Source organism: Pseudoalteromonas sp. XMcav2-N (assembly GCF_024124545.1).
In the GTDB taxonomy this organism is placed as follows: domain Bacteria; phylum Pseudomonadota; class Gammaproteobacteria; order Enterobacterales; family Alteromonadaceae; genus Pseudoalteromonas.
The window spans coordinates 19,752-42,837 of the sequence record NZ_JAMXSF010000017.1 but is presented as its reverse complement, the minus strand read 5'-3'; the positions used below and the strand labels follow the sequence as shown (position 1 = coordinate 42,837).

The window sequence follows — 23,086 nt, the reverse complement described above, 5'->3', positions numbered from 1 at the left end:
CTTTACTTCTCCGTGGATAGCAAAACAGGTCGGTGTCCTTTGAGCCCAAAATAACCGATAAATACATAACACAGTGCCGGCAACAGGAATGACAGTTGTACGCCGGAAGCATCGGCCAACATACCCTGCAGCAAAGGCACAATGGCACCGCCGACAATCGCCAGGCATAATACGCCGGCACCATGACTGGCGCTTTCGCCCAGCTTGTCAATTGCCAGACTGAAAATGGTTGGAAACATAATGGAATTGAACAGACCGACCGCCAGCACAGACCACATCGCCACACTGCCTTCAGTCATAACAGCAACGCACAGCAGTACAATGACCATAAACGCGTTAAATGCCAGAACTTTACCCGCCGCAATTTTTTGCATCACCAGCGCACCGATGAAGCGCCCGATCATCGCCCCGCCCCAGTAATAAGCGATTAGCTGAGCCGCTTGCGCTTCGTTCAACCCGGCAATGCGGGGGTCGTGTAAAAAGTTCACCAGGAAGCTGCCTATGGCGACTTCTGCACCTACGTACAAGAAAATCGCCACAGCGCCCAGTTTAAGGTGCCGGTATTGCAGTGCTTTTTTTAAAGAGGGCGCTCCCTGGGATTGAGCACCTGGCGACGGCAGCTTGATAAATGCAAAAACAATGGCCAGCACTGCAAGCGTGACAGCTATCATCAGGTAAGGAAATTGCACCGCGGAAGCGTCTGCATGTGCCGCCTCGCTGCTGCCTGAAAAAATAAGCCAGGCTCCAAAAAATGGCGCAACCGTTGTACCCAGTGAGTTAAATGCCTGGGTCATCGTCAGACGTGACGAAGCCGTTTTAGCAGGCCCCAGGGCACTCACAAAAGGGTTTGCAGAGACCTGTAATACAGTAATACCAGAAGCCAATACAAACAGCGCCCCCAAAAACACCCCATAGACTCCCAGCTCGGCTGCCGGGTAGAATAATAAACACCCAATGCTCGCAACACTCAAACCTGTGATGATGCCTTTTTTGAAGCCAATTCTGCCAACCAGCATGCCCGCAGGGACAGAGACAATAAAATAGGCGCCGAAGAAGCAAAACTGCACCAGCATGGCCTGGGTATAAGTTAAAGAAAATGCCCCTTTCAGGTAGGGGATCAATATGTCATTTAAGCAGGTAATAAATCCCCACATAAAAAACAGAGTTGTCAGCGTGAACAGCGCAAATCTGTGCCCCTGTTCCGATTGCGAGTCATGCTTGGTTTCCAGCATCACGGATGAACTAGCCATAATGAATTTCCAAAAAAATAAAGAAAGCGTGCTCTGGCACCGCGTTAAGCAACCGCCAGAGCGTACCCGGAATTAATTGAACTTATATCGGAAGCCCAGCGCATATCTGGGACCGTATTGGCGGGCGAACAAAAATTGACGTTCATATCGGCCGAAGCCCTGCTCGGTTTCATCATTGAGGTTCACGCCCTCGAAGAATACAGTCAACTGCTCCGTCATGTCGTAATTAACGCTCATATCCCATTGACCAAAGGCCTTGGCAAATTGCGGCGGGTTGTCGGAAGACCCCTGATCCTGCCCTACTCCGATCAAATACTCGTCTCGCCAGGCGTAAGTCAGTTTCACCGACAGGCCGTCGAGCTCATAAAACACCTGAAAGTTGGCAGAGTCGCTAAGTCCTGTAAGCGGGGTTTGCTGCTTAAGACTGGCAACATCGAACTCCACATCGCCATTAACAAATGTCGCATTAACCCCGACGCCAAAACCGGTTTCGCCGAACAGGTGTTGTACTGCCACTTCAAAACCGTCAACTGATTTGGTATCAGGCGCATTAAATGGTCGTGTAAAATCCCACACTATCAATGGGTCATCTGCGTTAGGGGTAATGTAGCCCTGCTCATTCAGCGTCGCGCCATTGACCTGCATCTGAGCAAAAATGGCGTCATTGGTGGCCTGTTCGCCACGACTTTCAATGTCTGCAACGGCTTGCAACCACCTGGGTCCCTGGTAAATATCGTGAAATCCCTCTACCGTCGTCGAGTTAACCTGGCTGCCAATAAAGTTTTTCACTGACTTATCGAAATACCCAATGGCCGCATAACTGCCTTCGTTGTAGTAATACTCCAAACTGAGGTCAAAGTTAGTCGACTCAAATGGTTGCAAGTTAGTATTGCCTTCGCTGGCGTTACGAGAGCCAATTTTAGGGCTGTTTGACAGACTCCGCCCGCCAACCAGATCTCCCAGCGGTGCCCGTGAAATGGTTTTGCCCCAGGACATACGGGCAACCAGTTCATCCGTCACATCCACTCGCAAGTCCACCATAGGCAGAACCACATCGTGCTCACCTTCAACGGTAAAGAAGGCATCGCCATCAGGTAAAAACTGGGTATGCCATTCACTGCCCCCCTTCCACCATACGGCCGTTGGCGTTGGTTGGAAAGTTCTGCTGGTCACATCGGTTTGCTCATAGCGTACACCTGCGTTTATCTGTACCGGATAGCTGGCAACTTCAAACTCCCAGAAGCCAGACAAGTAGATACTGCTGGTTTCTTCTGTCACGCTTTCGCGCGATACAGTTCCCATATCGTGGTATGCCGTCGTCGCGAAATAGTCACTGCCTCCGAGTAAGTCATTGGTCAAAAAGGCTTCAGAGCGAGCGGCGACTTCATCGAAGTCAAAGGTGTAGTAATAGTGCGGCTGTAGCGCATTGCCGCCACCGTCAAACGCATTTAAGAAGTCACTCGTGTCATGCTGAGTAAACATGCCATCCGGGAATAATTCCGGCCAGGCAGGATTAAATAAGAAGCCACCAATTAAACCACTCCAGGCATTCGAGCCACTCATCTCCTGCTCTGTACGAGCCACACCAAATTTGACATTCACTAATCCCCAGCGGTCGCTGAGGTTTTCCCAAACGCCATCAAGCTGTAACTGCTCAACCGTCGCTTTACCCGGAGAGTGCACAAACTGGCTAAAATGAGAGTCGATTTCGCTGGCTGCTAACTCATTGGTACCATTTCGCCACAGGATTTCTGCATGTGGGATCTCTGAGCTTCGAAAATCGTAGTGCTTGGTCGTTAGCTGATCTGAACCCAGTACCAATGTGCCTTCACTGCCAAGGCCTGAGTCTGCGCCATTGTCGGTTTCGCTTTCGGAATCGTGATAATCCAGAGTGAGGCTCAGTGCATCACTCGCCTGCCATTGGACATTAAAACCGACCGAGCGCTCTTTCACTTCAGTCGTTGAGCGCGAAGCACTGAAAGAGCCGTCGTTGCCGCTGATGTCGGCATACACGACCGTACCATTTTCATCCAGCTCGTAACCGTTGATGTTGCCACCGTAGTCATTCCACATGCCCCACGAAATAGCATTTTTACCGGTTATGGACTTAGTACCGGTGTAATCGAGAGTCATCACAATATCGTCATTGGGTGCATACTGAAAAACAAGCTGACCATTGGTACGTTCACGCTGCAAGTCGCTTATCTGATAGTTCATATCCCGGGGGAAGAAGTAGTCTCCTGCTGGCATCCCTTGCTCATTCAACGGGCGATTATCAACGACACTGTCGGCGTCCAAGTTGGTGGGCAAGTCTACATTCGCCTGCCAGCCCTGGATATTGGCGCTTTGCTGTTGAAAGTCGCGACGATGATGATTGACGGTAAAGCCAAACCCGACCGTTTCATCAAAGAACGCATTCGAGTAAAGGGCTGAGACCTCTGGCGTAATGTCGTCGCCTGCTACATTAGAAGAGTCATGAATCGCTTTAGCTGAAAAAGACATTTTTTCCGCACCACTGTCGAGCGGGCGTGCGGTGACAATATTCACCGTCGCGCCCAATCCACCGGTTGGATTATCCGCACGAGCCGTCTTGTACACCTCCAATGCTGAAACTCCGTCGGACGACAGATTCTCAAAGTTATAGGAGCGACTATTCCCGGTGCCCGGCATTTGCCTGCCATTGAGCGTTACCAGGTTAAAGTCCGGGCCAAAGCCTCGCACCGTGATCTGGCTCCCTTCTCCGTTGCTGCGGCTAACAGCCACGCCGGTAATTCGTTGTAAAGATTCCGCCAGGTTGGTGTCGGGAAACTTACCCATTTCTTCTGCGGAAATCGCGTCCACTACGCCCGACATGTCTCGTTTAACGTTCATGGAGCGGATCAAACTGCCCTTAATACCGCGCACTTCAATCACTTCCGGGGTTTCTTCGCCGGCCTGCGCTGCGACTTGCTCTGCCTGTGCCATAGAAGTGCCAAGTACCGCACCGATCAGAATCGCGACATGTGAGAGTTTATAATTTACTGTATTCATAATGACCTGCTTGAATAATTTTCGCTGTCTGGGCGTGGATATGCCACGCCATCGGTTTAGGTTTATTTGGCTGTGATCATCACATTATCGAGCCGGTATACAGCTCCTTCACCCTGCCCCCAGGCCGGGTAGACCATGATAATGTCAATACCACTGATATTGACCCCACCATCACTCAGTACCTGAAGAGGGAAAGTATAGGTTTGCCACTGGCCAACCTGAGGGGCCGTGGCCTCCAGACTCTCCGTTAGATTTAGCTCTAGGGCGGAGTCGGCATCCAGCGCTTCGATCTTAAACTTCCAGGGAGCGCTGCTATCGCTCGGCGCAGTCACTACTTTGAGATCAAACTGAACTGACCCGGACTCCAGATAAGCTGACGCATCAAAGAAATGGTCATCTTCTGCAAACAACCCCATCACAGTTGGCTCTGCACCAACTTTAAATTCAGCAACCATACCCTGAGTCATATCATCATTTTCAAGCGTAGGGGTGGAACCGCCGCAGCAGTCCCACAGCGACCATTTGTCTTTAACATCGTCGGCAAACAAAATTTCACCCACAAAGTCATCGGCCTGATTCGGGTCGTAAATCTTGACGTTGTCTATGCGATATACCGCACCTGCCCCTTGGCCCCAGGTAGGGAAAACCATTAAGACGTCAATCGCGCTGATGTCTAAACCTTTAGCAACCAAATCAGTTAATTTGAATGTATACGTTTGCCACTGGCCAACTTCAGGCGCTGCTTGCTGAACACTACTATCTAAAGCAACTTCGGCGACACTTTCAGCATTGACCGATTCAGCCTTAAAAGACCAGGTCGCGGCCGTATCTTGTGGCGCGCTCACCACTTTCATGTCAAACTCAACCACGCCATTAGACAGAATAGAAGAAGCGTCAAACGGTGCCGCGCTGACCCCTTCAGCTGTGATAAAATCTTGGCGGGAAATAAAGCCCATCACCGTCGCTGTATCGCCGATTTTAAACTCAGCAACATTGCCGTGTGCATCGTCGTCTAGCTCAACCGTAGGTACTGACCCGCCACAGCAATCCCACATAGGCCAGGCAGGGTTTTCACTGTCTTCAAACACCACCAGCGCTGACGCACTTTGCGGTGCGGCAATGGCGACTTCAGCAACACGATAGACAGCGCCTTCGCCACTGCCCCATGCCGGGAATATCAGGACTGCGTCAATGCTGCTGATATCCAGGCCTCGCTCAGCGAGCATCTGTAAAGGAAAAGTAAAGGTTTGCCACTGCCCGGCCACTGGTTGTAGGCCCTCTGTGCTCTCAGACAAAGGAATTTCAATCACTTTTTCTCCGTTCGCACTTTCTGCTTTTAGCATCCAGGGCGTTTGCGTATCCACAGGCGCTGAGGTCACTTTCAAATCGAAACGAACCATGCCAGAGTCTATCAGGGAAGACGCATCGAATGGGCTAGGTGTGCCGCCCGCATCAGACGCCATTGGGTCGCGAGAAATAAAACCATTCACCGTCGGTTCGCTACCCACGCTAAACTCGATGACCGTTCCCGCAGTGTCGTCTTCCACCAAGGCTGGCACACTGCCACCGCAGCAATCCCAGGCAGGCCAGTCTTTGTTAAGCTCGCCGTCAAAAATTTGCAGGCTGTCACCTGCTGTTGCTGGTGGAGGAGGAGTAGGCGCCTTGCCCTCGACCAATGCATCCTCCGACGAGTCCCATCCAGCACGAATCGTTTCGCATCCTTTACCCGTTGTCGGGTTTTGCTGGCACTGATAGACCCGGACGTAATCCACTTCAAAGATTTGTCCATTTGCAAACGCGTCGGCATTCACACCTGTTTCATTGACAGCTTCTGGCCAATTACCGCCAACGGCCAGGTTTAAGATAAGATAAAAATTTTGGTCAAACGGCGCGCTATCCCAGTGTGTGGTCAGCTCGCCGCTACCCTGCTCATGATACTCGGCAAACCAGCCCCGGTGTTTCAAACTGAAAACATCGCCGTTACTATCATACAAAGGCTCCGACTGTCGCTGCGTGGCGTATAAGTAGTCATCAACATACCAGCGTATCTCTCCCTCCTGCCATTCTACTGCATAGGTATGAAAGTCATCGGCAGGGTTAGCACCACCTGGCAGAGTGTACGCCTTCCCAGAATGTACGTTGTCCGGCCAATCCTTACCATAGTGTAAAGTGCCGTATATCTGAGCTTCAGGTGCGCCATCGGCACCTTGTGCTTTCAGATTGACCGCTTCGACTATGTCTATTTCGCCGGAGTTGGGCCAGCCGCCATAGACTTCATCCGTTGGCAACATCCAAAATGCCGGCCAGCTGCCCTGTCCACTGGGTAACTTTGCGCGTATTTCAAATCGGCCATATTTAAAATCAGCTTTGTGTCTGGTGATTAGGCGTGCAGATGTATAGGGTTTTTCTGCATTATCGGCCGCACCCAGTGCGACAATTTTTAATGTCCCATCGCTGACATAAGAATTGGCCTTATCATCGGTATAGCACTGACGCTCTTCGTTTCCACCGCCGAGACAGTCCACTTCGTGCGTCCAGTTCTGAGCATTGATTTGGCTGTCATCAAACTCGTCTTGCCAGACCAGCTGCCAATCAGAAACCGGTGCCTGTGGGTCAGTTTTACTTAGATCAGTGTGTGTTTTAGCGTCGCCACCACAGCCGGTTACACCCGCTAACGCAAGCAAGACGCCAAGACTGGAGAGGGATTTTGCAACTTTTATCATAATGTGTGTTCCAACTAATCGAGCCGATTGTTGTGCAGTACGAACATATTCTTTTTACAGTCTGGCACAGGCCCGCTGTGGTTGTTATTTGCAACAGGCCACTTATACAAAGGCCTGTACACAGGTCGTACTACAAAGAATAAGCAGTGAATCAGATAGCCAACTCAGTCTGCTCCTGAGGCTATCCTGTTCAATTAACCAGAATGTTACAATGGAAACGCGCCATCATGAGCAACTGGTGCGACACATGCTCATGGGCCACAATAGTGCACGACAAAGCGATACAAAAATAAGATGAAAGGTTAGCTATTTGTTTTGGCTAGACTTTAAGTCATGTGGAGTAAAAACAGGCTGCACTATATCGTGCTCTTGTTGCACCAAGAAAGGTAAAATACACAGCTTGTGATTAGTATTCACGAGTCGCTTTACCACTCGCCAACTAACTGAGTGTTTTCTTTTTAGCAACAAATTGCTGTAATGCCTGGCTATAATTGCGGCTGACTTTCAACTCTACCTGCTCTTTGAGTGTGACCAGGCTCTCGTTATTTCGCAAAGGTTTAATGGCGGTCACATGGCTTAAATTGACTATGGTAGATTTATGGATCCGGGCAAACCGGGTTTCATCCAGTAAAGTCTGCAGCTTTTTCATGGTAATACGCAGGACGTGAGTGTCTGAATCCGTATGTACGCACATGTAATCTCCGGCTGCGTCAATCCAGCGGATCGTATCCATGGGCACAAATACTTGCTCATTGTCACTATTTTTAATAACTAATTCTTTGTCCTGAGCGGTAGGTAACGGATGATCGGTTTCCAGCCAGGACTCTAATTCTGTCACTGCCAACCCCGAGGTTTCAGTGAGTGCCTGTAGCAAGCGGTACTTCTCCTGCTCGGCCTGACGTGGCTGTCGACGCTCCAGGATCCGGTTCACCGTTTTTTGTAAACGTCCAAGGTTAGCTGGTTTCAGTACATAGTCAATCGCGTTAAGCTCAAAGGCTTCCAACGCATAATCGCTATATGCACTGACAAAAACCACCATAGGTAATACATCCGCCTGTATTGCCTGTACTACTTCGATGCCATTGAGACCGGGCAACTGCAAGTCCAAAAATAACACATCGGGACACAACTCTTGGCATAAACGGATTGCATCATCCCCGTTTTCAGCCTGGCCTATCACCTCAATTTCAGGGATCTTCGCCAATCTCAGACTCAGCCCTTCCAGCGCCAGTGGCTCATCGTCTACGATAAGAGCTGTGAGTGGTTTTGTCATGGTCAGTCAACCTCATATGGCAGCACTAAGGTTACAGTATTACCCCCGGCTGCATTCTTATTCAAAGAGACGGTGAAATTACCGCTATACATCACATCCAATCTCGATTTGGCGTTGTTAAGTCCTATTCCAAACCCTTTTTCGGTCATGGTGTTATCACCTGTTCCGCTGTCTGAAATTTCGATCACGAGTTGCTCCGCCCGCCGTATCGCCGATATGCTCACTTCCCCTCCTTGCTTGCTTGGCTCAATGGCATACTTGATGGCATTTTCTACCACAGGCTGACATAGCATATTCGGCACCAGTGCCCGCAACGTGCTGGGTTCAATCGCATAGCGAACTGACAACCGTTGTCCAAAACGGACTTTTTCTATTGCCAGATACAACTCGATCAGCTGAACTTCTTCCTGCAAAGTGATCCTACTGCCCTGTGTAGCCTCAAGTGAGTGACGAAAGAAATCACAGAGCTTATCGAGCATTTCTGATGCCGCGTCATTATCCTCTTTGAGGATCAAAGTAGAAATGGCATTCATGGTATTAAACATAAAATGCGGATTGAGCTGATAACGCAGCATTTGTAACTGAGCATCTTTTGCCTGGGTTTGCGCTCTGAGCAAACGTTCGTGTTCTTTTTGCAATCTGCTATTATATAACATGATAAAAAATATCGATGTCCAGACAAACATAGTGGTCAATGAGAACAACAACCAGCCGCCAAACTCCAGCATATTCCAGGCCTGGTTCCAGTGCTGATCATGAACAATGACTTTATAGCTGGCTAGCTTAATGATGTTGTAAATGAGTCCCAACATAGCCGCAGAAAGAAAACTGATAACCAATGTTCGCTGCAGCGGCTGATGGATGATTTTACGGATAAACAGCCACTGAAGATACGACAGCAAAAACCCACTGAGGCTTTCGACCCCCAGGTTGAGCACCTGTCCGGGCAAATTAAAACCGGGTGAATCAAACTGAGGCTGAATGATTGCCAGAAACACAACGGCCGCATAGCCCAACCAACCTGCGATTTGCAAGCTCCAGAACTGCTTAGACAAATGCGGTAACGCAGAGGACTCAGGTTCAAGCGGTGCCAATTCAGATTGATGAGGCGTAAATATAGACAAAATGATACTCAAAATAAGGGTCAAGCCTGCGATACTCTAAAACTTTTAAAAATTTTAGCAACCAGACCTCTCAGACTTTCCCTATTTAGAAACATTAAAAAAGGGCCACAGGCCCTTTTTTAATGTTGTCGTTCAGACAGGCTAATTATGATGCGTAGCGCTGTTCAAGGTAGGCAAACGTGGCTCTTAAACCAAGTCCTTCTCCGCCTACCGGTCTGCCCGGAAGCGAGCGTAAATTCCACGCCATCACATCAAAATGTACCCAGGGAGTCTGCTCTGGTTCAACAAACTCTTTCAGATACAGAGCTGCGGTAATAGAGCCACCAAACGGGGTTGATCCACAGTTCGCCATGTCGGCCACATCGCTCTTAAACAGTGCTTTATACTGATCAAACAACGGCAACTGCCAGATAGGATCCTGAAGTGCATTACCTTGTGCAATCATGGCATTGGCGACATTCTGATCGGTACTATAGAAACCCGGTAATTCTGTGCCCAACGCAATTCGACATGCACCAGTCAAAGTCGCGAAGTCGATTAACAGATCAGGCTGTTCCGATTGTGCTTCCGCCAGAGCATCACACAATACCAAGCGACCTTCTGCGTCTGTGTTGTCTATTTCGACCGTCAGACCTTTACGCGTCTGGATGACATCCCCAGGGCGAAATGCGTTACGCGACACAGCGTTCTCAACCGCAGGTATTAATACTCGCAGACGCACAGGTAAACCGGCCGCCATGATCATATGAGCAAGGCCCAGTACGTGAGCTGCGCCGCCCATGTCTTTTTTCATGTTACGCATGCCGGATGCCGGCTTAAGATCCAGGCCTCCCGAATCAAAACAGACGCCTTTACCAACCAAAGTCAGCTTTGGTGCATCCTCATCACCCCAGCTTAGATCCAGCAGGCGTGGCTTGTTTTCACTCGCTCTGCCAACCATATGAATAGTTGGATAGTTATGTTCCAATAATTCATCACCCACTATCTGGGAAAACTTTGCGCCAAATTGCGCTGCCATCTCAATGCAGATTTCAGCCATATGTTGAGGCATCATGTCAGCAGCCGGCGTGTTCACTAAATCTCTGACCAGATAAATAGCATCGGCCTGATCCTGCAATTTTTTCAACATGACTTCTGACTCAATGGCCAGTTTGGCACTGGGTGCAGAAGCCTTCTTGTATGCATCGAATGTATATGCACCTAGCAGGTAACCTAGCGCGGCCTTTTCCACAAATGCCTCATCGCCTTGCAATCTATATGTGCCTTGCGGCAACTGAGCAGGTAAATCACCAGCCAGCCACATATCATCCTGTGAATCGACCAGACACAAAACAGCGCTGATTTCGCCGCTTTGAACATCTGGGATCAATAATGTTTTCTGCGCTTTTTGTCTGGTGGCCAGCGTGATATTTTTGGCTTGTGGTGCATTTTCCTCTAACCACTCGCCTAGCTGGCTTTCCTTAATAAAATATACCGGTATTCCTTGTGATGAGTGAACAAGTAACTGACTCATACGTGCCTCTTGAATTACATAAACCTGACAAGAGAATACCAAGGTGGGAAAAATATTTCACTCACTGGATGCATAAAGCGCAGCAATAACATAAGAACAGCTGTCTTTTGACTTTTAATTTTTTGATTTATTAGTGTTTTTAGCTTTTTTTCCTACAGAAAATGAGCTGGGTAGTACATCAACCCCTAACCACTGGCCCAGCTTTACAATAAGCGGAATGGTAACGGGCGCAAAAGGCAAAAGAGCAAATACACCAAGACCCAATCCTTTTAAAATATCAACAAACTGTTGGTTTGCCGCGGCCAGCTCTTGCTTAGACACGCCACCATGCGGGTAGCGTTTATAAATATCCAGCATTTCCCGAGTTTCTTGTTTTTCCTGGGCCAAAGCTATTTTCAAACCAACCAAAGCACGTCGGAGCCTTATTTGCTGGCGCTTTTTACTGATCCTTGCGACTCGGATTGGCGCTTTATGTACTACTTTAATTAATCGCATTCACATACTTGGGGGGAACCTTAGTACCCCCAATACTAGCAGAAATAAAAACGGGGCGTTAGCACGCTCAGCACCCTACCCCGCTTCCTCAGCAACAAATAGTGTGAAGTGTCACTACGCCCCGCTTTTTGTAAGATGAAGATTTCAACAAGGTATATTCTGAGTATCCCACCCCAAAACCGCATCAAACTGCGCAATAATGCAAATTTGCTGACTTTATTTCAACTTGTTCAGTACCTATAAAAACCACGAAAAAGCTCATTTTTTGCACCACAAACAAAAAGTTACTTGAAAATTTGACCTTGTTAAATTCACTGCTACCTTTAATTGTGCAATGAACATATTTGCAATTATCTTTAACGGTAAGTACACGCTTGGTTAAAAAGTAAAGTGCAAGCTATGTATATTGTGAATTATGACAACATAGAATATCTGGGGAAACAGGATGAAACTACAAACACATGCGCTAAGTCGTGCGATTAAATTTGCTTTGGCGTCAACTGCAACAATGGGATTGGCTGTAACCAGCGTTCAGGCAGAAGAGGCTGACACTGGCGCCGAAAACAAAAAAATTGAGAAAATTGCGGTTGTAGGCTCCCGCGCAGCACCGCGTTCAGTGGGTGATTCACCCGTACCAATCGACATTATTGGCGGTGATGATCTAAGTAAGGCCGGTGGCGACGATATGCTGGAATTGCTGAAAGGTTCAGTGCCCTCTCTGAACGTTCACGCCAATCCAATCAGTGATGCTGCTAGTTTGGTGCGCCCGGCTAACTTGCGTGGTCTGCCCGCTGACTCAACCCTAATTCTACTAAATGGGAAACGCCGCCACCGCTCATCTGTCATTGCGTTCCTGGGCGGGGGTATTAACGATGGTGCTCAGGGCCCGGACATTTCAGTTATCCCGAGTATCGCACTTAAGCAAGTTGAAGTTCTGCGTGATGGTGCAGCAGCTCAGTATGGTTCCGATGCCATCGCCGGGGTACTCAACTTTGTACTTAAAGATGCGTCTGAAGGCGGCAGTATCTCTGTTAAACAAGGCCAATATTACGAAGGGGACGGTGATACAACTACGGTAGAGGGTAACATCGGTCTGCCATTCACTGACCAGGGCTTCGCAAACTTAAGCTTCCAGTATAAAGAGGCCGATCCAACCAGCCGCAGTGTACAACGCCCGGATGCACAAGCGTTTATGGATGCAGGTTTAGAAGGTGTGAGAGATCCGGCTCAGGTCTGGGGTGCACCGGAAATTAACGACGACATCACCTTATTTGGTAATGTTGGACTTGAGTTGACCAACGATTCTCAGTTCTACATGTTTGGTAACTATTCAGAGCGGGATGTCAAAGGCGGCTTCTACTACCGTAACCCAACTACGCGTCCACAGGTTTACGGCGGTGTGATCAGAAACGTTAATGGCACGCCAACCAGACGTCACCCAACAGACGAAGCACAGCAAAAACTATGGGATGATGCAACACCTACTATCTTAGTTGGCTCTCTGGATGGATACGATCAACAGATAAACTGTCCCGTTGTAGAGCTACAGGCTAACGGCTTACCGGACCAGGCAGCCCTGGATTCGCTTGCCGCAGCAAATTGTTTTGCTTTCAACAACATACTACCCGCCGGTTTCACGCCTTTCTTCGGTGGTAACATCACCGATACATCACTCACCATAGGCACCAAGGGTGAGTTTACAAGCGGTTTTATGGAAGGCGCGTATTATGACTTCAGCGGCTCAGTAGGCCGTAACGAATCTCGCTACTTCATTACCAACACCATTAATGCCTCTATGGGTCCAGACACGCCAATGGAGTTCAGCCCGGGTAAATACATTCAACTTGAAAAAAACTTTAACGCCGATTTTTCAAAAGGTTATGACTTTGGACTCGCTTACGATGTCAACGTGGCTGGTGGTCTGGAGTGGAAAGAAGAAACCTTCGAGGTTATCCCGGGTGATGAAGCTTCGTTTACCGCAGGACCTTTAACACAGCAAGGGTTTGGGATAGGCTCAAATGGTTTCCCTGGCTTTAAACCGTCACAAGGCGGCGAGTTTTCACGTCGCAGCTACGCAGCCTATATTGATATTGAAACGCCGTTTACTGAAGAGTTCCTGATGGGCTGGGCACTGCGTTACGAAGACTATGACACCTTTGGCTCCACAACCAACTATAAAGTGACCTGGCAATATCACGTGACTGAAGACCTGGCGCTGCGTGGTTCACTCAGCACAGGTTTCCGTGCTCCAACGGTAGGTCAGGCGAATGTGAGTAACGTTCAGACTAACCTGAGCAGTGGTGTACTGGTTGACTCGGCACTGTTACCGCCCACCAACCCGGTTTCACAGCTACTTGGTGGTAGCGAGTTACAACCAGAGGAGTCGCAGAGTTACACCTTTGGTGCCGTCTATCAGTCGGGAGATTTATTCCTGACCATAGACTACTACAACATTGAGGTTGAAGATCGTCTGAGCCAGTCAAACAAAATCGATTTAACACTGGAACAAAAAGCGGCATTGAAAGCGGATGGCGTTCCAAATGTAGATAGCCTGGCACAGGTCTCCTTCTTTACCAACGACTTTGACACCACAACTCAGGGTGTAGATATAGTTGCAAACTATTCTATGGATCTGTTAGGTGGCTTTGCGACATTCAGTGCTGCATATAACTGGAATGAAACCGAGGTTGATAAGTTCTCAGACATTACCGGTGCCTTCAAGGTAGCGCGTTTGGAAAAAGACTTACCACAGCACAGAGCGACCTATACCTGGACGCAACAGTGGGAAGATTTCTCAGGCTTCATACGTTACAACTATTATGGTGAGTATCAGGGTGTACACGTAGACTATGATGCAACAGCTATCATGGCCGACCCTAGCTTCACGTTCGATGCCGAGTTAACTTACTTTGCGACTGAAAACATCAGCCTGACTGTTGGTGCAAACAACATCTTTGACCAGGATGCAGAGAAAGTAGTCGACTTCCTGGAGGAAGGTAAAACCGAACTAACACCTGCTAACAACTGGGGTGGTATCTACTACGAAACGTCTCCATTTGGGATCAATGGTGGCTTCTACTATGTGAAAGCAACCTACACATTCTAACGACTTACTGTAACCCAGAAACAAAGGGGGAAGTAGCTATAGCTATTTCCCCTTTTTATTTCTATCATGTATAAAAAACTTCTTTATAACCACATGTTACTGCTAGAAAGAGCCTCAGAATTACTCGAAGAGAATCGCTTGCGTGAAGCCGAGTTCATGTTTAAACAAGTCCTGAAACAAAACCCCAAAAATGGCAAAGCCCTGTTTGGCCTCGGCAGGATCTGTATGCGACTAGAGCAATATGACAATGCCATATACTATTTAAAGCGCGCGTGTGAACATTTACCAAAAATGCTCGATCCCTTGTATGCGCTGGCCGATGCATTTATTGCCGTCGGATCGCCCGTTGATGCCAAAACTGTGCTCGAATATACGTTAAGCGTAGCAAGACATAATGCACAGGCACACTACCATCTGGGTCAGTTTTATCTGGACTATGGCTTTATTGATAACGCTCGAAATGTCTTCGAGGCCGGTTTATCCTGCCCCCACTCTGCGATTACCGTCTTTATGATCCACGAGTTGATCAAACTCACTGAAGGTGAGAAGCTCAACGACTATCTAGCGCTACTCGACTCATTGGCTGAAGATATCGACAACCCAAGAGTACAGATAGTGGTCCATTACGCTAAAGCAAAAGCCTTTGAGAAGTTATCAGACGTAGACACCGCGTTCAGTCATTATCAGCAAGCGAATTCAGCTCAGCACGATATGTGTGATTTCCACACATCTGCTATGTTGCCCTTTTTCGAATACCTGAAACAGAGTTTTAATCAAGGCTTCTTTGACAAGCCAGCGGACAAAGTAAAAGCGACTTTTACACCTGTGTTTATCGTCGGTCTGCCACGGACTGGTTCTACCTTGCTTGAACAAATGCTGATCCAGCACTCACAGGTTGGCTCAATGGGTGAGAGTACAGTGATCAGTGACGATATTGTGCCCTATCTGAGCATGCGTAACGAAGCCCCTTTTCCAGACTGTGTAAAAACACTCAGTACCTCCATGCTCGATCATTGTCGTAATTTGTACGTTGATGAGATTAAGCGACATCGTGTTGCAGAAGAGGCGGTGATAAACAAGTTACCAGCCAATTTTCAAAATATTGGTCTGATCTGCAGAATGTTCCCTGACGCTCGTTTTATACATATGACCAGAGAGTTTATGCCCAATGCCTGGTCAGTCTATAGCAATCATTTCGCTGAGGATGAGCCCTACTTCTGCTCTTTGCAGGAATACCAGCTATACAGCGACATGACTGAAGATGTGATGGCACACTTTAAAAGCATGCTGCCCCGCAATATTCACACCATGAGTTATGAAAAGCTACTTGAGCAACCTGAACGAGAAATTAGAAAAGCATTGAATTTTATGTACCAAAAATACGAGCCTGAGTGTATGGAATTCCACAAAAGCCACAAAGTGGTCACAACGCTGAGCAAGGCACAGGTTCGCAAACCTCTTAATTCTGCGCCTCTGATTAACTGGAAAAAATTTGAAGCACTGATGACTAAGGAATTGGCGATGGAGCAACCCGGCGCTAAGTCGCCTGTGTGATCAGGCTTCTTTGTATTGCTCAAACCAGGCAAGCAGATCTGAAAACTGATCCTGACGTGCACCGCTGTGGGTCAGCATATTGATGTGGTCATAATCATGCTGATGACCATAGCGCCGGCCATACACTTTTATCTCCTGAACGCCTGTGCCTGACTCAGCCATAAACTTTTTAATGTCAATGGGCTGCGCAAGAGCCTTATCTTTGACTCCTGCTATATGCAAAGTCGGCGGTAGCGCACGGTCCTTAAGTGCTGCCGCATAGTCAAAACCATCATCACTATCAACCCAGGGTTTTCGCTTCGCCCACTGCACGCTTTGTGCGTGAGACTTACGCGTTTCATTGTCCGACCCCCATTTGAGCCGCCGAGCCGGAAGATAGCCATGCTTGTTGACCTGCCAAAATGCCAATGTGTACCAAATCAAATTAGCTTTGAGCAACTTTTCTGGATGACGATTATATAGGCTACGTTTTGTCCCAAAGTATACACAAGCACTAATATGTTCACGCTCTTGCTCAAACCGAGCCAGTACACTGTTTAGCAGCACGCCTCCCCAAGAGTGAGCGACCCAAAACTGTGGACGTTTACCTGTTTTTTCTGAGATATATCGCAAAATGGCGGGAATATCCTCAATGATAGATTCTGTCTGCCCATGTCTGTCTTCCTTGCTGATTACCGGCTTGCTGTCTCCTCTGCCACGCAAATCAGCCACAAAGCATTGATAACCTTGCTCTGCCAGAAAAGGGGCAAGCCCTTTATTACTATGGGTGTAAAAAATCTTTCCATTCTCTACGGCGCCATGCAACATCAACACCGCCGGCCCCATTGCCTGCTCATGGTAGATATGGCGAAGATGCAGCTGGTATCCATCTGACACTGGTACAAAGAGAGAGTTTTGCTTGATCATGCTAGATTAATTCATCATTGTTTAAACTCATCGTACCAGCCAGACATAGTCATCGCAAGCTTGCCTACTCGTGCCTGATCCCAGCTACCTTCGGCAAAGTAGCGGCGCGAGCAACAAAATTTAGATATAATGCGCAATCCACCAAGTAAGAGAATTGACACATACCTAATGCACGTCAGAAATAAACACCGACAGGGCTACGATTTCGCCCGGCTTTGTACTGCAAACCCAGCTTTAAAACAGTGCCTCATCACCAGTCCACGTGGAGAGGACACCATAGACTTTGCCGACAGAGCAGCCATTGTGGCATTAAATCAGGCTCTTCTGTCCTGTGACTATGGTGTCAAGTTTTGGCAGTTACCTGAGCCTTTCCTATGCCCACCTGTACCCGGACGTGCGGATTACATTCATGCCCTGGCGGATTTACTGGCCGACGATAATCAGGGAACTCCCCCGACGGGTAAACAAATCCGTTGTCTTGATATTGGTACTGGTGCCAACTTGATCTACCCCTTGATAGGTCAGGCTGAATATGGCTGGCACTTTACAGGTTCAGACATAAACCCGATGGCAGTATCGGTGGCGCAGACCATAGCCAAAGCTAATGGGCTGGGTATTAAAGTCAGACAGCAAAAAGATGAGCGGGCGATTTTTCACGGGATCATCTCTGCAAAAGATCACTATCAGCTCACCCTGTGTAACCCCCCTTTTCATGAGAGTGAACAAGCGGCGCAAGCGGGCACTGCAAGAAAATGGCGTAATTTGGGTAGAGCACAACAAAGTGCTAAATTGAATTTTGGCGGTCACGCACCTGAACTCTGGTGCCCGGGTGGCGAACTGGCGTTTATCAAAACTATGATCAAAGAAAGTGTGATGTTCGCAAAGCAGGTTGGCTGGTTTACTTCACTGGTATCCAAAAAAGACAATCTGCCAGCGTTAAAAAAAGCACTGCAAGCTGTCAAGCCAAGCGATATCAGAGTTATCGAAATGCAGCAGGGCCAGAAGGTCAGCCGCTTTATCGCCTGGCGCTTTTAAAATCAGGGCAGCGCTCAAAGCTTATTGAGCTCTGCCTTGTAATGCTTTCTACAGACCGATACGTACCGATCATTACCGCCAATTTCAACCTGAGCACCATCCGCAATCGCGCGTCCCGAGGCGTCTAGTCGTAACACATGATTCGCCTTACGGCCGCAATGACAAACTGTTTTAAGTTCAATCAGTTTATCTGCCCAGGCCAGTAAGTACTGTGCCCCTTCGAATAACTCACCACGAAAATCCGTTCTTAGCCCGTAGCAAAGTACGGGTATACCCAACAAATCGACTACATCAGTCAACTGCGAAACCTGCTGTTTACTCAGAAACTGGCTTTCATCTACCAGGATGCAGTCCAGCGGTTGTTCATCGTGGTGTTTGTTGATAAGGCTTAACAGCTCCGTGGCTGGCTCATAGGTATGCGCGTCTGCCTCCAGACCAATACGAGAGGCGACTTTGCCAACCCCCGCACGGTCATCAAGCGCCGCGGTAAGAATAAACGGATTCATTCCCCGCTCTCGGTAATTAAATGCAGATTGTAAAAGCGTTGTGGACTTACCAGCATTCATTGCTGAATAGTAAAAGTATAATTGCGCCATGGTGTATGTATCAGCCGCTAAAAATTCGCGATAGTCTACCCAAACTGCCGCAGATTAGCCAGCTTACTCAAACACATGCCATGACGGTTGCGAAGGCACCTTACTGCTATCTTGTGTATCACCGGGATAACTTTGCCTGTTTATATACGCAATATAAATGTGGTGAAGTTCAGTAGTGCTTAATGAGGACCACAGGGCAAGTGCTGTTTCACTATGTAGCTCTCTGAACTGTTTGGAAAACGTAAGATAACCAAAACTGATGTCTAAAGGCGGGTAAACGGCTTCTAACTGACGACGATAAGGGAATGCTGACACCGCTTTGCCATCGACCTGACACAAGCCAAAGGTGCCGTGTACTTTGCCCTTGAGTACAAGCTCAAAGGCATCACTTTGCGAGTCAGTATTCAGTATGGTGTATTTATCACTGCCGACAGAGTCAGCCACGGAATAACCTCTGGGCACAGCAAGATTAATCGGATAGTGCTGGGTGCTCATGGCTGTTTTCAATTGTGTCATACCGACCAAACACGTTCCCAGCCGGCTGATTGAGCTAAGTGTGTTCGGCGACCCATCTTCATTGAGCGGGTAAGACAGAAAGGACTCCCGAGCAGGACGATAGCTGGCGATAACGGCATCCACCCGGTTTCGTTTAATTTCATAAAGGCAGCGCTGCCAGGGTTTACGAACAAACTCAAACTGTACACCGCCAACCCGAGTCTCAAGCAGGCGTAAAATCTCAATGGTTGCCCCTGGGTTTTCTCTGGGTACATCCAACCCATTACCCAAAAAGAAAGGTGGGATATGCTTATCTTCATAACACAATCTGACAGACACTTTTGCGTTGGCGTGATGAGCGACAAACAAAAACAACAACAAAGAGATTAAAATAAATCGCATTAAAACAGACTTTAAGTCGGGCTTTCTCTTATTATATAACCCACCTGATGGCTTGGCTACGTGGCGCAAACATTACAGGGTAATTTTTATCCCTTCATGGGCAAGCAGCCATGATTTTCTGTCCAACCCACCAGCATACCCTGTTAGTTTGCCATTGGCGCCTATGATCCTGTGGCAAGGTACGATAATACTAATTGGGTTCTTGCCATTTGCCGCACCAACGGCTCTGACAGCTTTTGGGTTGTTCAGCTCTGCCGCCATCCAGCCATAAGTATTGGTTTCACCATAAGGAATGTCACATAGCAATCGCCACACGGCCTTCTGAAAAGGGGTACCTTGTGTATCCAACGCCAGCTCAAATCGTTCACGCTTTCCTGCAAAGTACTCTGTTAATTGAAGGCATGCTTCATCAAGGTGCCGGTTTGTTCCCTCAGACAAGTGTACCTTGGGAGCAAAGCCGACATAAGAAAGCCCCTTATCACTCGCCTGCAACGTGATCTCGCCTACCGGGCTTGCCAAATGTGTTTGAATCGTCATAGTTTTTCTCCACTGAATCAATGCTTGCTCAAGTTAGTTGCTGCCACAGCTGAAAAGTCAGGTAACTTCTGAAAGGGGCACAGCTGGGTACATCGATCTGCCCTACCCGGTCAATTGCTTTTTGTACACCTAAATCACCACCCAGATAAATATCAGGTGAGCTCAGACCACGCATTTTAGCGTAATCCACGGTCCAGGGCCCTATCCCTTTGATTGTTAGCCAAGATTCAGGCATGCAATCCGGCTCTGATACACAGTGCTGCGCTAACGCAATAATCGCGAGTTTTCGACGCGCGGGCATTTTGAAAAATGTCAGTTCAGATCCTGCTATCGCTTGCGGACTTGGAAATTGAAACGTACCATCCGCTTGTTGATTACCGAGCTGCTCCACCAGCGTGATCATCAGGTTCTTTGCCGCAACAACACTGATCTGCTGGCCCAGAATTGCCCGAATACCCGCTTCAAAAGGCGTCCAGATCCCTGGTAGCCTGAGCCCATTCTCAAGGGACATGTCGGGACACTGCCGCCGTAAGTGTGATTCTATAAACACAGTGTCAGCATCCAGGTCTAGCACCCGACGAATATTACTCACAACCTGGGGTAATCCTTTAAGATCGTTGATCTCAATGCTTACCCTGAAACGATTTTTTTGCTCCTCAAACCTGGCTGTAAAACGACCATGATAAGCCCCCAAATTAAAATTGCGCCCATAAGCCATATCCTCTAACCACTCCAACGGCGTCACCAGCCGATGTGCCAAAAAGCTTCTCAGGGCTGACCAGTTATAAGGGGGGCGAAATGACATCATCAATTCGATCTGACGGCTTGCCTGAACACCATGGCGTAAGCTCGACGGGGTTATCTGATAAAGTCGGCTGAATGCATCGTTAAAGCGCCGCTGCGAGTTAAACCCACAGGCATACGCAATCTCAGTGACAGGTAAGCTTGTTTGCTGCAACAACTGTTTTGCAAGATCACATTGCTTATAAAGCGCATATTGCTTTGGTGCGATGCCATAATACTGTCGATATAACTTACTCAGATAACGCGAGGTTATCCCCAGTTTTTCTGCCAACTGCTCTACACTCCCTGAACTCAGAAAGCCGCCATCTATCAGACTCTTAGCCCTGACGGCCGTCGTTTGTGTCCCCATCCAGGCATAGCTGCCAGGCGCACTATCTGGCCGACAACGGATACAGGGCCTGAATCCTGCCTGTGCTGCATTATGGGCATGTTGATAATATTCAACATTGTGCTCTTTCGCTGCAGGCGCAGGGCAAATCGGGCGACAATAAATCCCGGTGCTCTTAACAGCGACATAGAATAAACCGTCGAAGCGGGCATCCCGACTTTTTCGCGCATTTGCGCATACTTCTGAAGACAACATGTCATCACTCTTCTTTGCAACTCACACCCAGTATAACCGAATCATGCGCCCACACTCGCCATATTCGGAACTCAATAAACACCGCAGACTGCGATATATCTGGTGCCATTATGCGCGCACTGACCGTGAGTTTATAGGTGTGATCGGGTATCAAATGACATATTGCCAAGCTCTGTCAATTATCGACAGCAAAACACACTCCGCCTATTGCACCTGATTGCTATTTAAGTCCAAAAACTGAACTGAAATGAGAATAATAATCAGTTTTTAATATGTTGATTTATAAAGCATTTTTGTTGACATGTGAATTTATATACGTACACTGGCGACAATTTAGAACGAATTGAGGTGACACATATGCAAGGCAAGCAACAGGTAATCGATGCATTCAACGCACTACTGGCTAACGAATTGGCAGCCATTGATCAGTACTTTATTCATTCTCGCATGTATGACGACTGGGGACTGAATAAGCTTTACGAGCGTCTTAATCACGAAATGGAAGAAGAAACCACCCATGCGGACTGGCTGATCAAGCGCATCCTCTTCCTGGAAGGTATCCCAAATATGACTAAACGCCGCGATCTGCTGATCGGTAGTGACGTCAAATCCATGATGGAAAACGACCTCAAGCTCGAGCTGGAAGTGGTAGAAAGCGTTAAACATGCGATCAAAATCTGCGAACAAGAACAGGACTACCAGTCAAGAGCGGTTCTGGAAAAACTGCTGTTTGATACAGAAGAAGATCATGTTTACTGGTTAGAACAACAGATCGGGCTGATTGACAAAATCGGTATCCAAAATTATCTGCAATCTCAGTTGGCATAAGGAATCATCATGAAAGGCGATAAAGCAGTTATTAGCGCACTCAATACTGTGTTAGCGAACGAGTTAGTTGGCATTAACCAGTACTTCCTGCATGCGCGTATGTTTAAAGATTTCGGTTTCACTCAGCTGGACAAAGCGGACTATAAAACCTCAATCCAGAAAATGAAAAATGCTGACAGACTAATAGAGCGCATCTTGTTTCTTGAAGGATTACCAAACCTGCAAGATCTGGGTAGACTCAAAATTGGTGAAAACAGTGAGGAAATGATTGCGGCCAACATGGCTTTTGAGCAAGCATCCTTAGGGGATCTGGTTGACGCCATCGCTTTGTGTGAAGAAAAACAGGATTATATCAGTCGCGAAGCACTGGACAATATCCTCAATGAGCAGGAAGAGCAGATAGACTGGCTGGAAACTCAGCAGCATCTTATCAAAGTCACTGGTATTGAAAATTATCTCCAGACTCAAATGTAATACTAAAAAAGGGCCATAAGGCCCTTTTTCTCGAGAATGCTATTGTTTATATCGGGTATTAAGCGACCTGCTCAGTCACATCCACAATATCAATGAGCTTTTCGTTCAGTATTTTCTTAGCACAGTTACAGCACTTACCGCACTGTGAACCCACACCCAGCTCTTTGCTCAAATCGCGCATTGACCTTGCACCATCATCAATTGACTCGGCGATTTTTTTATCCGTGACACCGTGGCAAATGCAGATATACATAACTGAAAACCATTCTCAATAACTTTAACTGAGTACAATTTTAATCTAAACAAAAATGGTTATCAACAACAAACACAGAAATAATGAGAATAATTCGTAGTTGCA

General features: G+C 47.8%; 18 protein-coding genes. 5 read left to right on the top strand and 13 right to left on the bottom strand.

Going from position 1 to position 23,086, the window contains the following annotated elements:
• Positions 1 to 2: 2 nt before the first annotated feature.
• The 7 genes from NH568_RS19065 to NH568_RS19035 form a co-directional block, all read right to left on the bottom strand.
• Complete coding sequence (locus NH568_RS19065) at positions 3 to 1,250, bottom strand: sugar MFS transporter (protein WP_253049850.1); 1,248 nt, start codon at positions 1,248 to 1,250, stop codon at positions 3 to 5.
• Between the two features lie 72 nt (positions 1,251 to 1,322).
• Positions 1,323 to 4,280 carry a TonB-dependent receptor gene (locus tag NH568_RS19060; protein WP_253049848.1) on the bottom strand — a complete coding sequence of 986 codons (2,958 nt, stop codon included), beginning with the start codon at positions 4,278 to 4,280 and terminating at the stop codon, positions 1,323 to 1,325.
• A 62-nt stretch (positions 4,281 to 4,342) separates the two neighbouring features.
• The gene (locus tag NH568_RS19055) at positions 4,343 to 7,003 is read right to left on the bottom strand and encodes a glycoside hydrolase family 16 protein (protein WP_253049846.1); all 2,661 of its coding nucleotides are present in this window, start codon (positions 7,001 to 7,003) and stop codon (positions 4,343 to 4,345) included.
• A gap of 439 nt (positions 7,004 to 7,442) precedes the next feature.
• Positions 7,443 to 8,276, bottom strand: coding sequence for a LytTR family DNA-binding domain-containing protein (locus NH568_RS19050; RefSeq protein WP_253049844.1), 834 nt, complete (start codon positions 8,274 to 8,276; stop codon positions 7,443 to 7,445).
• A gap of 2 nt (positions 8,277 to 8,278) precedes the next feature.
• Positions 8,279 to 9,400: a histidine kinase gene (locus NH568_RS19045; RefSeq protein ID WP_253049842.1), complete on the bottom strand. Its 1,122-nt coding sequence runs from the start codon at positions 9,398 to 9,400 to the stop codon at positions 8,279 to 8,281.
• A 145-nt stretch (positions 9,401 to 9,545) separates the two neighbouring features.
• A complete protein-coding gene (locus tag NH568_RS19040; RefSeq protein ID WP_253049840.1) occupies positions 9,546 to 10,913 on the bottom strand; it encodes a leucyl aminopeptidase family protein in 1,368 nt (455 codons plus the stop codon).
• A 114-nt stretch (positions 10,914 to 11,027) separates the two neighbouring features.
• Positions 11,028 to 11,408 (bottom strand): hypothetical protein, encoded by a 381-nt coding sequence (locus NH568_RS19035; protein WP_253049838.1) that lies wholly within the window; start codon positions 11,406 to 11,408, stop codon positions 11,028 to 11,030.
• Between the two features lie 445 nt (positions 11,409 to 11,853).
• On the opposite strand from NH568_RS19035, the gene NH568_RS19030 reads away from it, so the two are divergent.
• The gene (locus tag NH568_RS19030; protein WP_253049836.1) at positions 11,854 to 14,514 is read left to right on the top strand and encodes a TonB-dependent receptor; all 2,661 of its coding nucleotides are present in this window, start codon (positions 11,854 to 11,856) and stop codon (positions 14,512 to 14,514) included.
• Positions 14,515 to 14,580: 66 nt separating this feature from the next.
• Positions 14,581 to 16,068, top strand: a complete 1,488-nt coding sequence (locus NH568_RS19025) for a tetratricopeptide repeat-containing sulfotransferase family protein (protein WP_290444361.1) — start codon at positions 14,581 to 14,583, stop codon at positions 16,066 to 16,068.
• Here NH568_RS19025 and NH568_RS19020 read toward each other — a convergent pair whose 3' ends face one another.
• Entirely contained in the window at positions 16,069 to 16,974 is a 906-nt protein-coding gene (locus tag NH568_RS19020; protein ID WP_253049832.1) for an alpha/beta fold hydrolase, read from the bottom strand. It lies immediately after the preceding gene.
• A 168-nt stretch (positions 16,975 to 17,142) separates the two neighbouring features.
• Here NH568_RS19020 and rlmF point away from each other — a divergent pair, with 168 nt between their 5' ends.
• The gene (rlmF, locus tag NH568_RS19015; protein WP_253049830.1) at positions 17,143 to 18,009 is read left to right on the top strand and encodes a 23S rRNA (adenine(1618)-N(6))-methyltransferase RlmF; all 867 of its coding nucleotides are present in this window, start codon (positions 17,143 to 17,145) and stop codon (positions 18,007 to 18,009) included.
• A 14-nt stretch (positions 18,010 to 18,023) separates the two neighbouring features.
• Here rlmF and NH568_RS19010 read toward each other — a convergent pair whose 3' ends face one another.
• The 4 genes from NH568_RS19010 to NH568_RS18995 form a co-directional block, all read right to left on the bottom strand.
• The gene (locus NH568_RS19010; protein ID WP_253049828.1) at positions 18,024 to 18,605 is read right to left on the bottom strand and encodes a thymidine kinase; all 582 of its coding nucleotides are present in this window, start codon (positions 18,603 to 18,605) and stop codon (positions 18,024 to 18,026) included.
• Between the two features lie 63 nt (positions 18,606 to 18,668).
• Positions 18,669 to 19,502, bottom strand: coding sequence for an amino acid ABC transporter substrate-binding protein (locus NH568_RS19005; RefSeq protein WP_253049826.1), 834 nt, complete (start codon positions 19,500 to 19,502; stop codon positions 18,669 to 18,671).
• A 72-nt stretch (positions 19,503 to 19,574) separates the two neighbouring features.
• The gene (locus tag NH568_RS19000) at positions 19,575 to 20,039 is read right to left on the bottom strand and encodes a methylated-DNA--[protein]-cysteine S-methyltransferase (RefSeq protein WP_253049824.1); all 465 of its coding nucleotides are present in this window, start codon (positions 20,037 to 20,039) and stop codon (positions 19,575 to 19,577) included.
• 28 nt (positions 20,040 to 20,067) lie between these two features.
• On the bottom strand, positions 20,068 to 21,426 hold the full coding sequence (locus tag NH568_RS18995) for an AlkA N-terminal domain-containing protein (protein WP_253049822.1): 1,359 nt from the start codon (positions 21,424 to 21,426) through the stop codon (positions 20,068 to 20,070).
• Positions 21,427 to 21,783: 357 nt separating this feature from the next.
• Between NH568_RS18995 and bfr (NH568_RS18990) the strand changes: the two genes are divergently transcribed.
• Both bfr (NH568_RS18990) and bfr (NH568_RS18985) read left to right on the top strand, forming a co-directional pair.
• Entirely contained in the window at positions 21,784 to 22,254 is a 471-nt protein-coding gene (bfr, locus tag NH568_RS18990) for a bacterioferritin (RefSeq protein WP_253049820.1), read from the top strand.
• Between the two features lie 9 nt (positions 22,255 to 22,263).
• Entirely contained in the window at positions 22,264 to 22,728 is a 465-nt protein-coding gene (gene bfr / locus NH568_RS18985; RefSeq protein ID WP_138551998.1) for a bacterioferritin, read from the top strand.
• 58 nt (positions 22,729 to 22,786) lie between these two features.
• On the opposite strand, the gene NH568_RS18980 is transcribed toward bfr (NH568_RS18985), so the two are convergent.
• Positions 22,787 to 22,981 carry a (2Fe-2S)-binding protein gene (locus NH568_RS18980; protein ID WP_010380974.1) on the bottom strand — a complete coding sequence of 65 codons (195 nt, stop codon included), beginning with the start codon at positions 22,979 to 22,981 and terminating at the stop codon, positions 22,787 to 22,789.
• Positions 22,982 to 23,086: the final 105 nt, after the last annotated feature.